Source organism: Streptomyces sp. NPDC039462, assembly GCF_055639375.1.
Window position 1 is genome coordinate 1,086,357 of sequence record NZ_JBVKAO010000001.1, and the last position, 15,860, is coordinate 1,102,216.

General features: G+C 72.4%; 14 protein-coding genes. 7 read left to right on the plus strand and 7 right to left on the minus strand.

What is annotated here, in order from left to right:
- Nucleotides 1–186 precede the first annotated feature (186 nt).
- From pqqA to ACZ7LU_RS04640, 6 genes are read left to right on the plus strand one after another with little or no spacing between them, the layout of a single operon-like run.
- Nucleotides 187–327 carry a pyrroloquinoline quinone precursor peptide PqqA gene (gene pqqA / locus ACZ7LU_RS04615; protein WP_471915672.1) on the plus strand — a complete coding sequence of 47 codons (141 nt, stop codon included), beginning with the start codon at nucleotides 187–189 and terminating at the stop codon, nucleotides 325–327.
- A 10-nt stretch (nucleotides 328–337) separates the two neighbouring features.
- Entirely contained in the window at nucleotides 338–1,267 is a 930-nt protein-coding gene (pqqB, locus tag ACZ7LU_RS04620) for a pyrroloquinoline quinone biosynthesis protein PqqB (protein ID WP_471915673.1), read from the plus strand.
- Nucleotides 1,264–1,998, plus strand: coding sequence for a pyrroloquinoline-quinone synthase PqqC (pqqC, locus tag ACZ7LU_RS04625; protein ID WP_471915674.1), 735 nt, complete (start codon nucleotides 1,264–1,266; stop codon nucleotides 1,996–1,998). The genes pqqB and pqqC overlap by 4 nt, the downstream gene beginning before the upstream one ends.
- Complete coding sequence (gene pqqD, locus ACZ7LU_RS04630; RefSeq protein WP_471915675.1) at nucleotides 1,995–2,273, plus strand: pyrroloquinoline quinone biosynthesis peptide chaperone PqqD; 279 nt, start codon at nucleotides 1,995–1,997, stop codon at nucleotides 2,271–2,273. The genes pqqC and pqqD overlap by 4 nt, the downstream gene beginning before the upstream one ends.
- A 20-nt stretch (nucleotides 2,274–2,293) precedes the next feature.
- Entirely contained in the window at nucleotides 2,294–3,421 is a 1,128-nt protein-coding gene (gene pqqE / locus ACZ7LU_RS04635) for a pyrroloquinoline quinone biosynthesis protein PqqE (protein ID WP_471915676.1), read from the plus strand.
- A 39-nt stretch (nucleotides 3,422–3,460) separates the two neighbouring features.
- Nucleotides 3,461–4,573, plus strand: coding sequence for a PQQ-dependent sugar dehydrogenase (locus tag ACZ7LU_RS04640; protein ID WP_471915677.1), 1,113 nt, complete (start codon nucleotides 3,461–3,463; stop codon nucleotides 4,571–4,573).
- A gap of 25 nt (nucleotides 4,574–4,598) precedes the next feature.
- Here ACZ7LU_RS04640 and ACZ7LU_RS04645 read toward each other — a convergent pair whose 3' ends face one another.
- Both ACZ7LU_RS04645 and ACZ7LU_RS04650 read right to left on the minus strand, forming a co-directional pair.
- Nucleotides 4,599–5,549: a PaaX family transcriptional regulator C-terminal domain-containing protein gene (locus ACZ7LU_RS04645; protein WP_471915678.1), complete on the minus strand. Its 951-nt coding sequence runs from the start codon at nucleotides 5,547–5,549 to the stop codon at nucleotides 4,599–4,601.
- Nucleotides 5,546–6,175, minus strand: a complete 630-nt coding sequence (locus tag ACZ7LU_RS04650) for a GNAT family N-acetyltransferase (RefSeq protein WP_471915679.1) — start codon at nucleotides 6,173–6,175, stop codon at nucleotides 5,546–5,548. The genes ACZ7LU_RS04645 and ACZ7LU_RS04650 overlap by 4 nt, the downstream gene beginning before the upstream one ends.
- 110 nt (nucleotides 6,176–6,285) lie before the next feature.
- On the opposite strand from ACZ7LU_RS04650, the gene ACZ7LU_RS04655 reads away from it, so the two are divergent.
- Nucleotides 6,286–7,353 (plus strand): alpha/beta hydrolase family protein, encoded by a 1,068-nt coding sequence (locus ACZ7LU_RS04655; protein WP_471915680.1) that lies wholly within the window; start codon nucleotides 6,286–6,288, stop codon nucleotides 7,351–7,353.
- Here the strand turns inward: ACZ7LU_RS04655 and ACZ7LU_RS04660 are convergent.
- From ACZ7LU_RS04660 to ACZ7LU_RS04680, 5 genes are all read right to left on the minus strand, one after another.
- Nucleotides 7,340–8,155 (minus strand): ABC transporter ATP-binding protein, encoded by an 816-nt coding sequence (locus tag ACZ7LU_RS04660; RefSeq protein WP_471915681.1) that lies wholly within the window; start codon nucleotides 8,153–8,155, stop codon nucleotides 7,340–7,342. The genes ACZ7LU_RS04655 and ACZ7LU_RS04660 overlap by 14 nt on opposite strands.
- On the minus strand, nucleotides 8,152–10,941 hold the full coding sequence (locus ACZ7LU_RS04665; protein WP_471915682.1) for an ABC transporter permease subunit: 2,790 nt from the start codon (nucleotides 10,939–10,941) through the stop codon (nucleotides 8,152–8,154). Before ACZ7LU_RS04665 ends, ACZ7LU_RS04660 begins: the two co-directional genes overlap by 4 nt.
- A gap of 12 nt (nucleotides 10,942–10,953) precedes the next feature.
- Nucleotides 10,954–12,210, minus strand: a complete 1,257-nt coding sequence (locus ACZ7LU_RS04670) for an ABC transporter substrate-binding protein (protein ID WP_471915683.1) — start codon at nucleotides 12,208–12,210, stop codon at nucleotides 10,954–10,956.
- A 63-nt stretch (nucleotides 12,211–12,273) separates the two neighbouring features.
- Nucleotides 12,274–14,073 carry an AMP-dependent synthetase/ligase gene (locus ACZ7LU_RS04675; protein WP_471916478.1) on the minus strand — a complete coding sequence of 600 codons (1,800 nt, stop codon included), beginning with the start codon at nucleotides 14,071–14,073 and terminating at the stop codon, nucleotides 12,274–12,276.
- 262 nt (nucleotides 14,074–14,335) lie between these two features.
- Nucleotides 14,336–15,823, minus strand: coding sequence for an MFS transporter (locus ACZ7LU_RS04680; RefSeq protein WP_468712543.1), 1,488 nt, complete (start codon nucleotides 15,821–15,823; stop codon nucleotides 14,336–14,338).
- Nucleotides 15,824–15,860: the final 37 nt, after the last annotated feature.

Sequence of the window (15,860 nt, forward strand, 5' to 3'; positions counted from 1 at the left end):
ATGGCCGGATATCGAAGCGGAACGCGTGCCGGATCGGTCCGCACCATTGACGGTGTCCCGTCATGCCGCGACTCTATTGCACACCGCTGAACGCGGGACACCTATATGAACGCTACAAGCACATCGGTTGCCCCGCGTCCCTGTGGTTTGTTCCTGAAACCCCCACCTCTTCAGGAAGGCAGCGCCATGCACAGCACCGACCAGGAGAAACCCGCCCACGAGCCGGCGCGCGCGACCGACGGCGACGTCACGGGCTGGCAGACACCCCAGTACGCGATCGTCGACACCGCCCTCGAAGTCACCGCCTACCGCCTCGCCGACCGGTAGAGCCGCCGCCATGCTGCTGCAGGTGCTCGGCACCGCGGCGGGCGGCGGGCTCCCCCAGTGGAACTGCGCGTGTCCCGGGTGCGCCGGGGCACGCGCCCACCCGGAACGCCGCCGTCGGCACGCCGCGCTCGCCGTCCACGCCGGCGAGGACCGCTGGTACCTCGTCAACGCCACCCCCGACATCGGCGACCAGATCGAAGCCGTCCCGGCACTGCGCCCCGGCGCGCCGGGCGACACGCGGCGCACCCCCGTCGCCGGGGTCGTCCTCACCGACGCCGAACTCGACCACACCCTGGGCCTCGCCCGGCTGCGCGAGGCCCGCGACGGCGTCGAGGTCCTGGCGACCCCTCCCGTGCGCGACGCCGTCCGCGAGGGTCTCCGGCTCGACACCCTCCTGGAGCCCTACACGCGCGTACGGTGGCGGGAACTGCCGCAGGGGCGTGCCGTGCCGCTCGACGGCGGCCCCGGGATCCACGGCGACGGATCCGGAATCCACGTCGGCGCCGTACCGATTTCGGACAAGCGTCCGCGGTACGCCGCCGGGACCGGACCCGACACCGGCACCTGGTCCGTCGCGCTGCGCCTCACCGAACCCGCCACCGGCCGCACCGTGCTCTATGCCCCCTCCCTCGCCGTCTGGAGCGACGCCTTCGACGAGGCCGCCCGCGCCGCGGACTGCGTCATCGTCGACGGCACGTTCTGGGACGAGGAGGAACCGGTGCGCGCCGGGTTCACCGCCCGTACCGCCACCGCGATGGGGCACCTTCCCATCGCCGGACCCACCGGCACGGCCCACCGGCTGGCGCGGCTGCCCGGCCGCGTCCTCTACACCCACCTCAACAACACGAACCCCCTCGGGGACCCGGACGCCGAGCAGTACAAGTTCCTCGCCGAGCGGGGGCTCGAAGTCGCCGCCGACGGGATGGTGATCGAGCTGTGAGCACCACGACTGCCGAGCCCACCGCGGCCGGGGCCGCCGCGCCGTGGACCCCCGACGAGCTCACCGACCGGCTGCGCGCCGTCTCCGCCGAGCGCTACCACGACCGGCACCCCTTCAACGTACGCATGCACGAAGGCGACCTCACCCCGGAGGAGGTGCGCCGCTGGATCGTCAACCGGTTCCACTACCAGCGGCACATCCCCGTCAAGGACGCCCTGATCCTCGCCAAGTTCGACGATCCGGCGCTGCGCCGCGGCTGGCTGCGCAGGATCCGCGACCACGACGGGGAACGGGACGGCGAGGGCGGCATCGAACGCTGGCTGCGGCTCGGTGAGGCGGCCGGCCTCGCAAGGGAGCAACTCCAAGACTCCTCAAGGGTGTTGCCGGGTGTGCGGCTCGCCGTCGACGGCTACGTCAACTTCTGCAGGCTCAGGCCCGCACTCGACGCCGTCGCCGCCTCGCTCACCGAACTGTCCGCCCCCGACCTGATGCGGACCAGGATCACCGCCTTCGAGCGGCACTACCCGTGGATCGACACGGCGGGGCTCGACTACTTCCGTACGCGCGTCGGGCAGGGCAGCCGCGACGGCCGGGAGGCGCTCGCCCTCGTCCTGGCCTGGGCGCGCACCCGTGAGGAGCAGGAACGGGCCGTCGCGGCGCTCGCGTTCAAGTGCGACGTGCTGTGGTCGCTGCTCGACGCCGTCGACCGTGGCCCCGGGGGTGCCGAGTGACCGCTCAGGATGTCGTACGTGAGGTCTGGCGCCCCGCGCTCGCCCGCTCCGTGCTGCTCCGGCACGAACGGGTGCGCGGCGTCGACCTGCTGGTGCTGCCCGAGCGCGTCGTCGTGCTGCGGGGAGCGGCCGGGAGCATCGTGGGTCTGTGCGACGGCGAACGCGAGGTCGCGGACATCGTCGCCGAACTGTCGGAGCGCCACCCGGACGCTCCCGTCGCCGAGGAAGTGCCGGAGTTCCTGGGCCGGCTGCGGGCGGAGGGGTGGCTGCGATGACTCTCCCTGAAGGGGTGCGCATGTCGGACCCGGACCACCCGGCGCCTGTCCCCGACCCGCCCTGGGCACTCCTCGCCGAACTCACCCACGGCTGCCCCCTGCGCTGCGCCTACTGCTCCAACCCCCTCGAACTCACCGCCCGAAGCGCCGAGTTGACGGCGGCGGAGTGGGCCTCCGTGCTGCGTCAGGCCGCCGATCTCGGGGTGGTGCAGACCCACCTGTCCGGCGGGGAGCCACTGCTGCGCCGGGACCTCGTCGAGATCGTGGCCGCGGCGGACGCCGCCGGTATCCACACACAGCTCGTGACCAGCGGCGTCGGCCTGCACCGTGAGCGCCTCGACCGGCTCGTCGACGCCGGCCTGCGCAGCGTCCAGCTGTCCGTGCAGCACACCGACCGGGCGGCCGCCCAGCACATCGCCGGAGCGCGGGCGTTCACCGCCAAGGAGCGGGCGGCGCGGCTCGTCGGGCGGGCCGGGCTGCCGCTGGGGCTCAACGCCGTCCTGCACCGCGCCAACCTCGACGCGCTCGACTCCCTCGTGGAACTTGGCCTGGCCTGGGGCGCCGACCGCGTCGAGCTGGCCAACACGCAGTTCTACGGCTGGGCGCTGCGCAACCGCGACGCCCTGCTGCCGGACCGCGCCCAGGTCGCCCGGGCCCGCGACCGCGTCGAACGGTGGCGGGAGCGGCTCGCAGGCCGCATGGAACTGGTGTGGGTCGCACCCGACTACGTCGACGGCACCGCGAAGCCCTGCATGGGCGGCTGGGGTGCCCTCTCCCTGACCGTCGCCCCCGACGGCACGGTGCTGCCCTGCCCGGCGGCCGCCGAACTGCTCGGCCCTGCCGCCCCGAACGTCAGGGAGCGCGAACTGTCCTGGATCTGGCGGGAGTCGGACGCGTTCAACCGCTACCGCGGCGAGGCCTGGATGGGCGACCCCTGCCGCGGCTGCGAACTCCGTACCGTCGACTTCGGCGGCTGCCGCTGCCAGGCGTACGCCTTGACCGGTGACGCCGCACGCACCGACCCCGCCTGCCACCGCTCACCGGACCACGCGACGGTCCGCACCCTGGTGGACGCGGCGAGCGCCCACGCACCGACCCCGCCCCACTTCGAATACCGCACCCACACAGCCGACTTGGCGGCCCGATAACCACCTCGTACCCGCAATGGACGCAGAGAGGATTCCTCCGTGCCGTCTCTCATACCGACCCCACGCAGATGGACCGCCACGCTGGCGGTCGGCGCAGTGCTCGCAGGGGTGACACCGGCCGCTCTGGCCGGAGCGTCGCCCGCGGCTCCGCCCGGCGAACCGGGAACCGTCACGACCGTATCCACCGGCTGGACCATCCCCTGGGGCACCGCCTGGCTGCCCGACGGATCGGCCGCCCTGGTCACCGAGCGCGACGCCTTCCGGGTGTGGCGGGTCTCGAAGGACGGCCGGGAGAAGAAGCCGCTCGGCACCGTCCCCGAGTCGCAGACCACCGGCGGCGAGGGCGGGCTGATGGGCGTGGCCGTCGACCCGGACTGGGGCACCAACCACTACGTGTATGTGATGCACACGTCGTCCGAAGGCAACCGCATCGCCCGCATGACGTACGACGGGACGACCCTGAACGGCTACAAGCCGCTGCTCAAGGGGATCAAGAAGAACAAGTACCACAACGGTGGCCGGCTGGCCTTCGGGCCCGACGGCCACCTCTACGCCACCACGGGCGACGCGCAGGACAAGCCGCTCGCCCAGGACAGGAACTCCCTCAACGGCAAGATCCTGCGCCTGACCAGGGACGGGAAGCCCGCACCGGGCAACCCCTTCGGCAACTACGTCTACAGCATGGGGCACCGCAACCCGCAGGGTATCGCCTTCGACGCGCAAGGGCGCCTGTGGGAGGCCGAGTTGGGGGACAGCAAGAAGGACGAGCTGAACCTCATCAAGCCGGGCGGGAACTACGGCTGGCCCACCTGCGAAGGCGCCTGCTCCGTCGCCGGCATGACCAACCCCAAGAAGACCTGGGGTGTCGCCGAGGCCTCGCCGAGCGGCGTGGCCGTCGTCGACGGCGCCGTCTACATGGCGGCGCTGAGGGGTCAACGCCTGTGGCGCATCCCGATCAACGCCGGAAACGAGGAGGTGGGCTCCGCGACGTCCTACTACGTGGGCGCGTACGGACGCCTGCGCGCGGTCACCGCCGTGCCCGGTGCCGAGGCGCTGTGGCTGACCACCACCAACGCCGACAACATGGGCGGACAGCCCGACGGCTCCGACAAGATTCTCAAGGTGACGCTCAGTCAGAACTCGGTGGGTTAGGAGGGCTTGACGGAAGACCCGTGTCTTAGGCCAGGCCCTCGGGGAGTGAGGCGAGCAGGTCCCCGTACTGGACGAACAGGCGCGGGGCCGGGGTCCCGGTGGGGGCATGGGTGTCGGCTTCGGCGAGTGCGGTCCAGCAGGCGGCCGCGAGCCGGCGGGCATGCGTCCCGGGCCAGGGCCGGGGGAGGAGCTCGGGCGGCAGGAGCGGGTCGGGTTCCATCGCGTGGCTGAAGGCCGCGGCGAGCCGGACGGCCATGGCCAACCGCTCCGGCCCGCTGGGGCCGTCCGGCCGCGTGAGCCGGTCGAGGTACACCTGGGCGAGGCCGGCGAGGCGGTCGTGGCGCGCGGCGATGTCGTCCAGGGGCCAGAGGGCGGCGGCCAGCGCGGGCGGGTCGTCGAGGCCCCCGACGCGCAGATCGGTGCTGGTGAGGCAGGTCAGCGCGTGGGCCACGTCGAGATGGCGCGCCTGGGCCTCGACGAGTTCTTCGATGGGGTTCGCGGTGACGTAGAGGCCGCTCTGGACCGGGGCGGCGCCGAGGTGGCGCAAGGTGTCGCGGAGGGTGTCGCGGGCCGTCCTGCTCGACTCGGGGATGGCGAAGGCGAAGAGGTGCCAGACGCCGTCCCAGGCGGCGAGACCGTGGTCCTGGCGGTAGGCGTGGCGGACGAAGGCGACGTCGGGGGTGATCGAGCCGGTGTAGTCGGCGACCGCCTTCAACAGGGCCTTGCGTCCCCGGCCCTCGTGGGTGAAGCGGCCCTCGGCGACGAGCCGCTTGATGCAGAGGCGGACCTGCTGATCGGTCATGCCCAGCAGACCCGCGACCGCGTACAGCTCACCGGAGTCGACCGTGCCGTCCTCGCGGACCAGGGCGTGGACGAGCAGCCGGGTGGGGACGGGCACGGGGGTGGTGCCGTCCGCGTCGGCCCGAGCGTCGTCGGCCCGCGCGTCGTCGGTCGGACTGTTCGTGGTGGTGTTCATCGAGCCTCCCTGCGGTCCGCCGAGGCGGCCGGTGTGACGGGCCGGTGCATGGTCGTGACGGCGCCGAAGCCCATCAGACCGCGCAGGTACGGGGTCTTCTCGGTGCGTACGGCGACGAAGCCGTGCCGTTCGTACAGGGCGCGGGCGCGCGGGTTGACGTCGATGACGTCGAGACGGACGCGCCGGCAGGAGTGCTCGGCGGCCACGGCCGCGATCTCGCGCAGCAGGAGGCTGCCGATGCCCTTGCCGCGGTGCTCGGCGGCGACCGCGATGCCGTCCATGACGAGCTCGCCGTCGGCGGGGCGTCGTTCCATCAGGAGGAGAAGAGGCAGGCGGGGCAGCCCGCGCAAGGTTCCGTACGTGGCCAGGACGTCTCCCGCGCTGCCGCCCGTCAGGCCGCGTTCGTCGAGTTGGTAGCCGGCCACCCCCGCCACCTTGCCGTCGACGAGGGCGACCACCCCCCGGTCGTGGTGGAGATGGGCCGCGAGGAAGGCGCGCGCCTTGTCCGGCGGGTTCAGGGCGGCACCGAGCTTCCGCCCGAAGGCCTCCCAGTACAGCGCGGCCACCCGTATCTCACTGCCCTCGGGTACGCCCCTCCGTATCCCCGGGCCGTCCATCGGCTCCATCGGCATCCCCTTCCATGCGGCAGGGGCGGAGCGCCCGCCCTTGCACTATCGACTCTACTACGCTCATTCTGCATACGAACGTATTGACAGCGATAGTTTTTGGGGGAGAGATGAAGAGACTGCCGACGCTGTTCGCGCGGCGCCGATGGCGTGTCCTCGCGTGGTCACTGGTCGCCGTGCTGCTGGTGGGCGCGGGGGCCGGCGGTGTCGCGGTCTGGCAGAACACGTACGCGCTGCGGGAGGAGCGCATCGCCGTGCGGCACGAAGGGCGGCTGCTGGACGGCGTCCTGGCGCGGCCGCAGGAGGGAGACGGCCCGTTCGGGCTGGTCGTCTTCGTCCATGGGGACGGTCCTGTCGACGCCACGCACGACACCTTCTACCGGCCCCTGTGGGAGTCCTTCGCGAAGGCCGGCTACGCCTCGCTCTCCCTGAGCAAGCCCGGCGTCGGCGCCTCCGAGGGGGACTGGCTGGACCAGAGCATGGACGACCGCGCGGACGAAACCCTCGCCGCGATCGCCTGGGCCCGCGAGCGTCCCGACATCGACGGGCGGCGCGTCGGACTGTGGGGGGCCAGCCAGGCCGGGTGGGTGCTGCCGAAAGTCGCGTCCCGCGACCGCGCTCTCCGGTTCGTCATCGCGGTCTCACCGGCCGTCGACTGGCAGCGGCAAGGGCGCTACAACCTCCTCGCCGAACTGCGCAGGGACGGCGCCACCCGCGACGAGACGCGGGCGGCGCTGCGACGGCGCGAGACGACCCTGCGCCTGCTGCGACAGGGCGCGACCTTCGCGCAGTACCGCGCCGCGGTCGCCGACACCGACAATGGCAATGGCACCGACGGCATGACCGCCGCACGCTGGCGGTTCATCGCCAAGAACTACCACTCCAACGCGCGCGAGGACCTGCGCGCCATGCGCGGCACCCCCACGCTCCTGGTGCTGGCCGGGCACGACGTCAACGTGGACGTCGCCGACACCGAGGCCACCTACCGCCGCATCCTGCCGCCCGCGTCCCTGACGGTGGAGCACTACCCCGACGCCACCCACTCACTGGTCGACAACGCCGTCGAGAACTCCGAGGCGCGCCTCACCCTCACCGCCGTCTTCGCCCCCCGACGCCTGTACGCCGACGGGTTCCTCGCAGACCAGCGCCACTTCGTCGAGCGCATCACGCCGTCCTGAGAGGGCCGGCCGAACCGCCCTCGCCGTCGGCGCCCGTGGTCCCGAGGTAGGCGTCCCGTACCCGCGGGTCCGCGCGCACCTCCTCCGCCGTGCCGTGCGCGAGGACCCGGCCCAGGTCGAGGACGACGACCCGGGCGCAGAGTTCCATCACGAAGGCGACGTTGTGCTCCACGAGCAGCACCGCACAGCCCTCCTCGTCCGCGAGTCTGCGGACGACGGCCGACAGCAGGTCCCGTTCGTCGGCCGTCATCCCGGAAGCGGGCTCGTCCAGGAGCAGCACCCTCGGCGGGTCCGCGACCGCACGCGCCAGCTCCACCATGCGGGCCCGCCCGACCGGCAGCGCGCCCGCGTACTGCCCGGCGAGCGTGTCGAGGCCGCACGAGCGCAGCACCGCCGCGGCCCGCTCCCGCCGCGCGGTCTCGTGTGCGCGCCGGGTCGGCGCGGCCAGCAGATCGGCGGCGAACCCGCCGCCACCGCCCCGCCACTCCTGCGCGACGACGAGGTTGTCGGCGACGGTGAGCTGCCCGAAGAGCTGCTGCCGCTGGAACGTGCGGCGCATCCCGTGCCGGGCGCGCCACACGGGGGAGCGGTGTGTGACGTCACGGCCGTCGAGCAGCACCCGGCCCCCGTCCGGCCCGCGCATGCCCGACAGCACGTCGAACAGCGTGGTCTTACCGGCCCCGTTGGGTCCGATGAGCCCGCAGATCTCCCCTTGGCGGACGGCGAGCCCCACGCCGTCCAGGGCGCGGATCCCGCCGAAGCGGACCCCGACATCCGCGGCCTCCAGGACGTACTCGCTCATGACGCGCCCACCCCCTCGGCCGTCTCCCCGCCCGCGGCCATGCCCAGGTACGCCTCCGTCAGCCGGTCCGCGCGCACCTCGGAGCGCGGGCCGCACCAGGAGACACGGCCCTGCGCGAGATACGCCACCGTGTCCGCGACCCCGAGGATCTCGGCGGCCTTCTCCTCGACGAGGAGCAACCCGGCGCCGCCGTCCCGGAGTTCGACGAGCAGCCGGAACACGTCGTCGACCACGCGGGGCGCGAGGCCGAGCGACGGCTCGTCCGCGATCAGGACCTTCGGCGGGCGCTGCAACAGCGGGGCGAGCGCGAGGAGTTGCTGTTCGCCGCCGGAGAGCGAGCCCGCGGCGACCTTGCGCCGCGCCGCGAGCCCCGCGAACCGCTCGTACACGGCGTCGCGTTCGTCACGTCCCCTCAGGTACAGGGCGAGATTCTCGTCGATGGTGAGTGCGGGGAAGATGCCGCGGCCCTCGGGGGCGAGGACCACACCGGCGCGGGAGCGGTGGACGGCGCTCTCGCGGGTGGCGTCGCGACCGGCGACGTACACGCGGCCCCGGGTGGGTGCGAGCAGGCCTGCCGCGGCGAGGCACGTGGTGGACTTCCCCGCGCCGTTCGGGCCGAGCAGCGCGACGATCTCGCCCGGGTGGACGGCGAGATCCACCCCGTGGAGGACGGGGGCGCCGTCGTATCCCGCGTGGAGGTGGTGGAGGGCGAGGGCGGCGGATGCTTCGGCCCCGGTTCCGTCCCTTCTCGGCTGTGACCTGCGCGGCTCCGCCAAGGAGGTGCTCTGCGGTGGCTCCGCCAAGGACGTGCTCCGCGGCGGCTCCGCCACGGAGGCGCTCCGGCCAGGCCCCCGCTCCTCGAACGCCCGAGGGGCCGAAGCCGTCCGCCGACGGTGCAGCCGGACCGACACCGCCGCGCAGTACCCGTCCGGATCGTTCGCCAGCGCCAGCCCCGCGAGGCCGAACAGGATCACCGGCAGGTGCACGGACTCCGTGACGTAGTCCGACACCAGATGCGGCACGATCGCGAAGACCAGCCCCGCCACCACCGCGAACTGCGGCCGCCGGAGGCCCGCGGCGACCACCACCGCCAGCCAGATCAGGCCGGTCATCGCGGTGAAATCGGTCGCCGTGACGCGGGTGTTGTAGGACGCGTACATCACGCCGCCGAACCCCGCGAGCCCCGCCGACAGCGTGAACAGCAGCAGCTTGGTGCGCACCACGGAGATGCCGGACGCCATCGCCGCCGCCGGGGCGGACCGCACTGCCAGCATGGCCCGGCCCGTCGGCGAGTTCCGCAGCGCGCCGAGCGCGGCGACGGCGGCCGTGACGAGGACGACCATCGCGACGCCCAGGGCGCGGTCGTCCGAGAGGTCGACGGGACCGAAGACCGGGCGGGGGATCTCCCAGCCGGTGTCGCCGTTGCGCAACCACCCCATCTGGAAGAGGACTTGGTCGGCGAGGAAGGCGAGTGCCAGCGTGGCGAGGGCCAGCGACCGCCCGCCGAGCCGCAGCGCGGGCAGCGCCACGAGCGCGCCGAGGAGCGCCGCCGCGCAGGTCCCCACCAGCGCCGCCGCGAAGAACGGCCAGCCGTGGCTCATCAGGAGCCCGGCGACCAGCGCGGCACAGGTGACGAAGGTGGCCTGCGCCAGCGACACCATGGCGCCGAGTCCCGTCACCACGGTGAAGGAGACGAAGACCAGGGAGATCGCGAGGCCTTGGGCGAGGATGCCGCTCCAGAAGGGGGTCGTGACCGTGTAGAACGCGAGGGCGAGGAGCGCCGCGGCCACCGCCCACGGCCCCCATCTGCGGGCCCACGACCGGCCGGCGAGATAGTCGACGGGCGGCGCGTCCACCGCTGCCGTGCCCGCCGTCCGCTGCCGCCGCGTGAGCAGGAGCAGCCCGGCGAACAGGATCACGAAGGGCACGGCCGTACGGAAGCCGGTGATCTTCTCGGCGAAATCGGCGTACCCCGCGACGAGGTTCTGCAGCACGCCGAGCGCGAGGCCGCCCGCGAACGCCAGCGGGATCGACATGAAGCGGCCGAGCACGGCGGCCGTCGCCGACACGAAGAGGAACAGCGTGAAGTCGTGGGCGGAGAGCCCGAGCAGCGGCGTCGCGAGCACGCCCGCAAGGCCCGCGAGGCCGGACGACAGCATCCACGCCACCGAGGAGAGCCGGTCCGCGCTCATGCCGCGCAGCTCCACGAGCGAGCGGTTGTCGACGGCGGCCCGCAGCCTGAGGCCGAGCGGCGTGTGGCGCATCAGGATCCACAGGCCGACGGCGACGACCGCCGTGGCCACCCACGTGATCAGCTGGTCGGAGTCGACGCCGACACCGTCCATGAGCTGCCAGCTCTTGGCCGGGCTCGGCCCGACACCCGGCAGCCCGAACTGGTTCTCGGCCGGTTTGACCGGTGCCCCCGCGTCCGCCAGGAGCTCCACGGTCCACAGGCCGAGCGCGGGCAGCGCGACGAGCAGGCCGATGGTCGCGACGATCTGCGCGGTCTCGCCGACTCGCGCGAGCTTGCGGAACATCAGCCGGTCGAGGGCCCAGCCGAGCGCCGGGGCCACCACGAGGACCAGCAGCAGCGCGGTCGGCACGGCGGGCCAGCCGAAGCCGGAGTGCAGTTCGTGGAAGGCGAGGGCGCACAGATAGGCGGTGGCGCCGTGCGCGAAGTTGAAGAGGCCCGATGCCGAGTAGGACAGGACGAGGCCCGTGGCGAGGAGGGCGTACAGGGCCCCGGAGACAAGGCCGCTCAGCACGAATCCCAGCAGGTCCGACATGGCGGCCCGCCCCTACTTGAAGGGGATCGGTTCGTAGCACTTGAACGGCGACGACACGGCGTACTTCCCGCCCTTGAGCTGCACGAGGGCGCCGCAGCCGAACGCCTCCTTCCGCCCCTCGGGCAGCCGCCGGTCGCCGACCATGGTGCCGGTGTCCGCATAGCCGTCCGCGGCCTTCTGGAAGGAGTCGACGGTGAGGTCCTTGCCCGCTTTCTCCGCGAGGGCGAGGAAGAGGTCGGCGGACATGTAGCCGGTCATCATGTGCATGTTGAGCGGCACTTCTCTGCCCGCCGCCTTCCTGATGTCCGCCTTGAACTGCCTCATGTCCGCGCTGTCCTGCTCGAACGGCTGGAAGGAGAGGAGGACGTGCACGCCGTCGAGCGCTTTCCTCGTCGCGCTCTTGGCGAGTAGGCCCGGGTCGTAGTCGGTGGGGTCGGTGAGGACGCCCTTGAAGCCCGCCCGCTTGACGGCCGTGAACAGGCCGATGTTGTACGGGGTCTGCATGACGGAGACGACGGCGTCCGGCGCCTTGCCGCCGTCGGAGCGGAGGATCTCCTTCGTGTACGCCGACCAGTCGCTCGGCACCGAGGTCGCGGGCACCGTCGACTTGGCGTACGTCACCTCGTACCCGGCGGCAGCGAAGCTCTGCTTGTAGGTGCGGATGGCGAACGTACCGGCGTCGTTGTCGTTGGCGAGGATCGCCACCGACCTGCCCTTCGCCCCGCCCATCACCTTCTTGAGGCCCTCGGGCCAGCTCTGCGTGATGGTGCCGCCGGGCATCGGCACCATGCAGCCGCCGAAGCCGTACATGTAGGTGGGGCCGCAGAAGGGCGGAATGGTGCCCCAGCCGAACGTGGGCACCTTCTGCTTCTGCAGGAAGTCCGCACCGGAGAAGGTGACCGAACTCATCGGCGAGATCGCGAAGACCTTCTCCTGCTGCACGAGCCTGCGGGCCGCCGCGAGGTTCTTGCCGGGGTCCTGCCCGTCGTCCTCCGCACCCAGGTAGTCGATCTTCCGGCCGTGCACGCCGCCCTCTGCGTTGGCGCGGTCGAAGCGGGCCTTCGCGCCCAGGTCGGTGTCCTTCTTGCTGTATCCGCTGGCGGTCGTCATCGAGACGATGCCGCCGACCTTGATGGAGTCGTCGGTCACGCCCCGCGTGGAGCCGCCGTCTCCCTCCTTTGAACTGCCGCTTTCGGAGGCGGAGTTGCAGGACGTGGCGAGCAGCAGGGCCGCAACGGCGGCGGTGGTGGTGCGGATCGATCGCGACACGGTCGAGCCCCCTGAAGTCGAAGTGGGGCTGATTGTGTGCGTGACCTGACGAACCGTCAATAACTAGCCGCGGTACAGCGCTTCGACCTCGGCCGAGTACACGGTCTCGATCGCCTTCCGCTTCAGCTTTAGCGACGGCGTGAGGAGGCCGTGCTCTTCGGTGAACTGATGCGCCAGTATGCGGAACGTACGGATCGATTCGGCCTGCGAGACGAGGGTGTTGGCGGCGACGACGGCGCGCCGCACCTCGGTCTCCAGCTCGGGGTCGCGCACCAGCTCGCTCGGCGGCAGCATCGGCTTGCGGCGCATGGTCAGCCAGTGCTCGACGGCCTCGGAGTCCAGCGTGACGAGCGCCGCGATGTAGGGGCGGTCGTTGCCGACGACGACGCACTGGGCGACCAGCGGATGGTCGCGCACCCGCTCCTCCAGCTGGGCCGGCGACACGCTCTTGCCGCCCGACGTCACCAGGATCTCCTTCTTGCGTCCCGTGATCGTCAGATAGCCGTCCTCGTCGAGCGCGCCCAGGTCGCCGGTGGCCAGCCAGCCGTCCCGCAGGGTCGCGTCGGTGGCCTTGGGGTCGTTGAGGTAGCCCTGGAAGACGTTGCCGCCGCGCAGCCACACCTCGCCGTCCTCCGCGATGTGCACCGTCGTGCCGGGGATGGCCTGGCCGACCGTGCCGTAGCGGGTGCGCTCCGGCGGGTTGGCGGTCGCGGCGGCCGTCGACTCGGTCAGGCCGTACCCCTCGTAGATCGTCACGCCCGCGCCCGCGAAGAACAGGCCGAGCCGGCGGTCCATCCCGGAGCCGCCGGACATCGCGTGCCGCACCCGGCCGCCCATCGCCTCCCGCACCTTGGAGAAGACGAGCTTGTCGAAGAGCTGGTGCTGCATGCGCAGTCCGGCCGAGGGCCCCGGGCCCGTCCCGAACGCCTTGGCCTCCAGCGCGTCGGCGTACCGCACGGCGCACTCGACGGCCTTGTCGAACGGGCCCGCCCTGCCGTCCTTCTCCGCCTTGCGCCGCGCCGCGTTGAAGACCTTCTCGAAGATGTACGGCACGGCGAGGATGAACGAGGGCCGGAACGCGGCCAGGTCGGGCAGCAGTGCCGCCGCGTTGAGGTTGGGCTGGTGCCCCATCTTGACCCGGCCGCGCACCGCCGCCACCTGCACCATGCGGCCGAAGACGTGCGCCAGCGGCAGGAAGAGCAGCGTCGTCGCCTCGTCGCCCCGCTTGGAGTGGAACACCGGCTCCCAGCGCCCCACCATCACGTCCGCCTCGAACATGAAGTTCGCGTGCGAGATCAGACAGCCCTTGGGGCGGCCCGTCGTGCCGGACGTGTAGATGATCGTGGCGATCGAGTCGGGCGTGACCGCGCGGCGGTGCCGGTGCACCACGTCGTCGTCGATCTCCCGCCCCGCGCCGGTCAGCTCACCGACCGCGTCGGCGTCCAGCTGCCACAGCCGGCGCAGCTGCGGCAGCCGGTCGACGACCGAGCCGATCGTCATCGCGTGGTCCTCGTGCTCGACCATCGCCGCCGACACCTGCGCGTCGTGCAGCATCCACAGGACCTGGTCTGCGGAGGACGTCGGATAGATCGGCACGACCTGGGCGCCGATCGTCCACAGCGCGAAGTCGAAGAGCGTCCACTCGTACCTCGTACGCGACATGATCGCCACGCGGTCCCCGAACCGCACGCCCTGCGCGATCAGACCCTTGGCCAGGGCGAGCACCTCGTCGCGGAACTCGGCCGCGGTGACGTCGGACCAGCGCCCGTCGGTCTTGCGGCCGAAGGCGACGCGCGCCGGGTCCTCGGCGGCATGGTCGAACACGGCGTCGGCAAGGCCGCCCACCAGCGGCACCGACGCCATCGGAGGATTCGTGAACTCGCGCAATGATGCTCCTTGTGGCGCTCCGCACAGCGCCGTGACCGTACCCCACGCCGCGCACCTTCGGGAGGGGTCGCAAGCGCGGTCGGTACGGTCCATCGGCACTGGTCAGCCGGTGGAAATGCGGCCACAAGGGGAAGGGCGGGACAACTTACTTACGGTGGAGTAAGTTTCGGTGGCGTAATCTCCACCGAATCTGTACGCAGCGGTCACGGCCCTCGTCGTCGCTTCACCCATCGCCGGTTCACCGTGCCTCTTCGAGAACGCGCGGCTCCCGCTCCGGAGTTCCCGCCGCACCTCCGGGAGCCCCCGCCCGCACCATCACGAGCACCAGGACACCGGAGACAAGCCCCGCCACCCCCGCCGCAAGCGACGCCCCGTTGAGGCCCGACGCGAAGGCCGCCCGCACCGCGTGCTCCGGAACCGTGCCGCGCAGGGCCGAGGCGCCGCCGCCCGCGACGGTGTGCGCCGCCTCGCGGCCGAGCGAGTCCTGCATGCGCGCGGTGAGCACCGTGCCGAACAGGGCGACCCCGACCGCGTACCCGAGCTGGCGGAAGGTGTTGACCGCGCCGCCCGCCATCCCGGCGTTCGCGGGCGGCACCGCGGCGAGCGCCGCCCCCGCAAGGGCCGGCGCGACCAGCCCCGCGCCGACGCCCGTGAGCGTGAGCCCCGGCGCGAGCGCGCCCCACGAGGACCCGGCGTCGAGCACCGCCAGGCACAGTCCGCCCGCACCGATCAGCAACAGCCCCACCCCGATGACGACGCGCGGCGCCACCCCGTGCAGCAGCCGACCGGCGACCAGCGCCACCACGAACGACGTCGCGGCGAGCGGCAGCAGCACCAGACTGCCGCGCACCGGACTCATGCCGAGCACGGTCTGCAGCCAGATGGAGACGTACGGGACGACGCCGAAAGCGGCACCGTTGTACCCGATCGCGCCGATCAGGACCCCGGTGAAGGCGGGCTTGCGCAGCAGCCGCAGGTCGAGGAGCGGCTGCGCGACGCGCCGCTCGACCAGGACGAAGCAGAGCAGCGCCAGCGCCGAGACCGCGAAGGACGTCCCGGCCGCCGCCGAGGTCCAGCCGTCCGCCCCGCCGCGCAGCACCCCGTACGTCCCCGCGCCCGCGAAGCACGCGAACGCCGCCGTGCCCGCCCAGTCGACCCGACGCCCAGCGGGCCCCTTCGACTCCGGCACGACCCGCAGCGTCAGCCAGATCGACGCCACGCTGACCGGCAGATTCACGAAGAAGATCCAGCGCCAGCCGGGCCCCTCCGTGAGCAGCCCGCCCACGATCGGACCGAGCGCGGCCGACGCGCCGCTCACCGCGCCCCACACGCCGAGCGCGGCCGACCGGTCGCGCCCCTGATAGGCGGCGCCGAGCAGCGGCAGCGTCGTCGCGAGCATCGCGGCGGCGCCAAGGCCCTGCACAGCGCGCGCCGCCACCAGCAGGTCCGCGTCCGACGCGAGCCCGCAGCCCAGCGAGGCCACCGCGAACAGCGCGGTGCCGACGACGTTGAGCCGCCGCCTGCCGAACACATCGGCCGCGGCGCCGACGCCGAGCAGCAGCGCGGCCAGCGCGAGCGCGTAGCCGTCGATGACCCACTGCAGATCGCTCAGCGAGGCGTCCAGCGCCCGCGCCATGTCGGGCAGTGCCACGATCACGATCGTCACGTCCAGCAGCAGCATGAACGTTCCCAGAGACACCGCGGTGAGCGGCCCCCATGTACGCATTTCCTTGTTCCTCCGACTCCTCGTCCGACATCTGTGG

Excerpts from the sequence above, each read along its gene's own strand:
- pqqA (WP_471915672.1), top strand. The coding sequence starts at position 187 with ATGCACAGCACCGACCAGGAGAAACCCGCCCACGAGCCGGCGCGCGCG.
- pqqB (WP_471915673.1), top strand. The coding sequence starts at position 338 with ATGCTGCTGCAGGTGCTCGGCACCGCGGCGGGCGGCGGGCTCCCCCAG.
- pqqE (WP_471915676.1), top strand. The coding sequence starts at position 2,294 with ATGTCGGACCCGGACCACCCGGCGCCTGTCCCCGACCCGCCCTGGGCA.
- ACZ7LU_RS04645 (WP_471915678.1), bottom strand. The coding sequence starts at position 5,549 with ATGAACACCACCACGAACAGTCCGACCGACGACGCGCGGGCCGACGAC.
- ACZ7LU_RS04650 (WP_471915679.1), bottom strand. The coding sequence starts at position 6,175 with ATGGAGCCGATGGACGGCCCGGGGATACGGAGGGGCGTACCCGAGGGC.
- ACZ7LU_RS04655 (WP_471915680.1), top strand. The coding sequence starts at position 6,286 with ATGAAGAGACTGCCGACGCTGTTCGCGCGGCGCCGATGGCGTGTCCTC.
- ACZ7LU_RS04660 (WP_471915681.1), bottom strand. The coding sequence starts at position 8,155 with ATGAGCGAGTACGTCCTGGAGGCCGCGGATGTCGGGGTCCGCTTCGGC.
- ACZ7LU_RS04665 (WP_471915682.1), bottom strand. The coding sequence starts at position 10,941 with ATGTCGGACCTGCTGGGATTCGTGCTGAGCGGCCTTGTCTCCGGGGCC.
- ACZ7LU_RS04675 (WP_471916478.1), bottom strand. The coding sequence starts at position 14,073 with ATGGCGTCGGTGCCGCTGGTGGGCGGCCTTGCCGACGCCGTGTTCGAC.
- ACZ7LU_RS04680 (WP_468712543.1), bottom strand. The coding sequence starts at position 15,823 with ATGCGTACATGGGGGCCGCTCACCGCGGTGTCTCTGGGAACGTTCATG.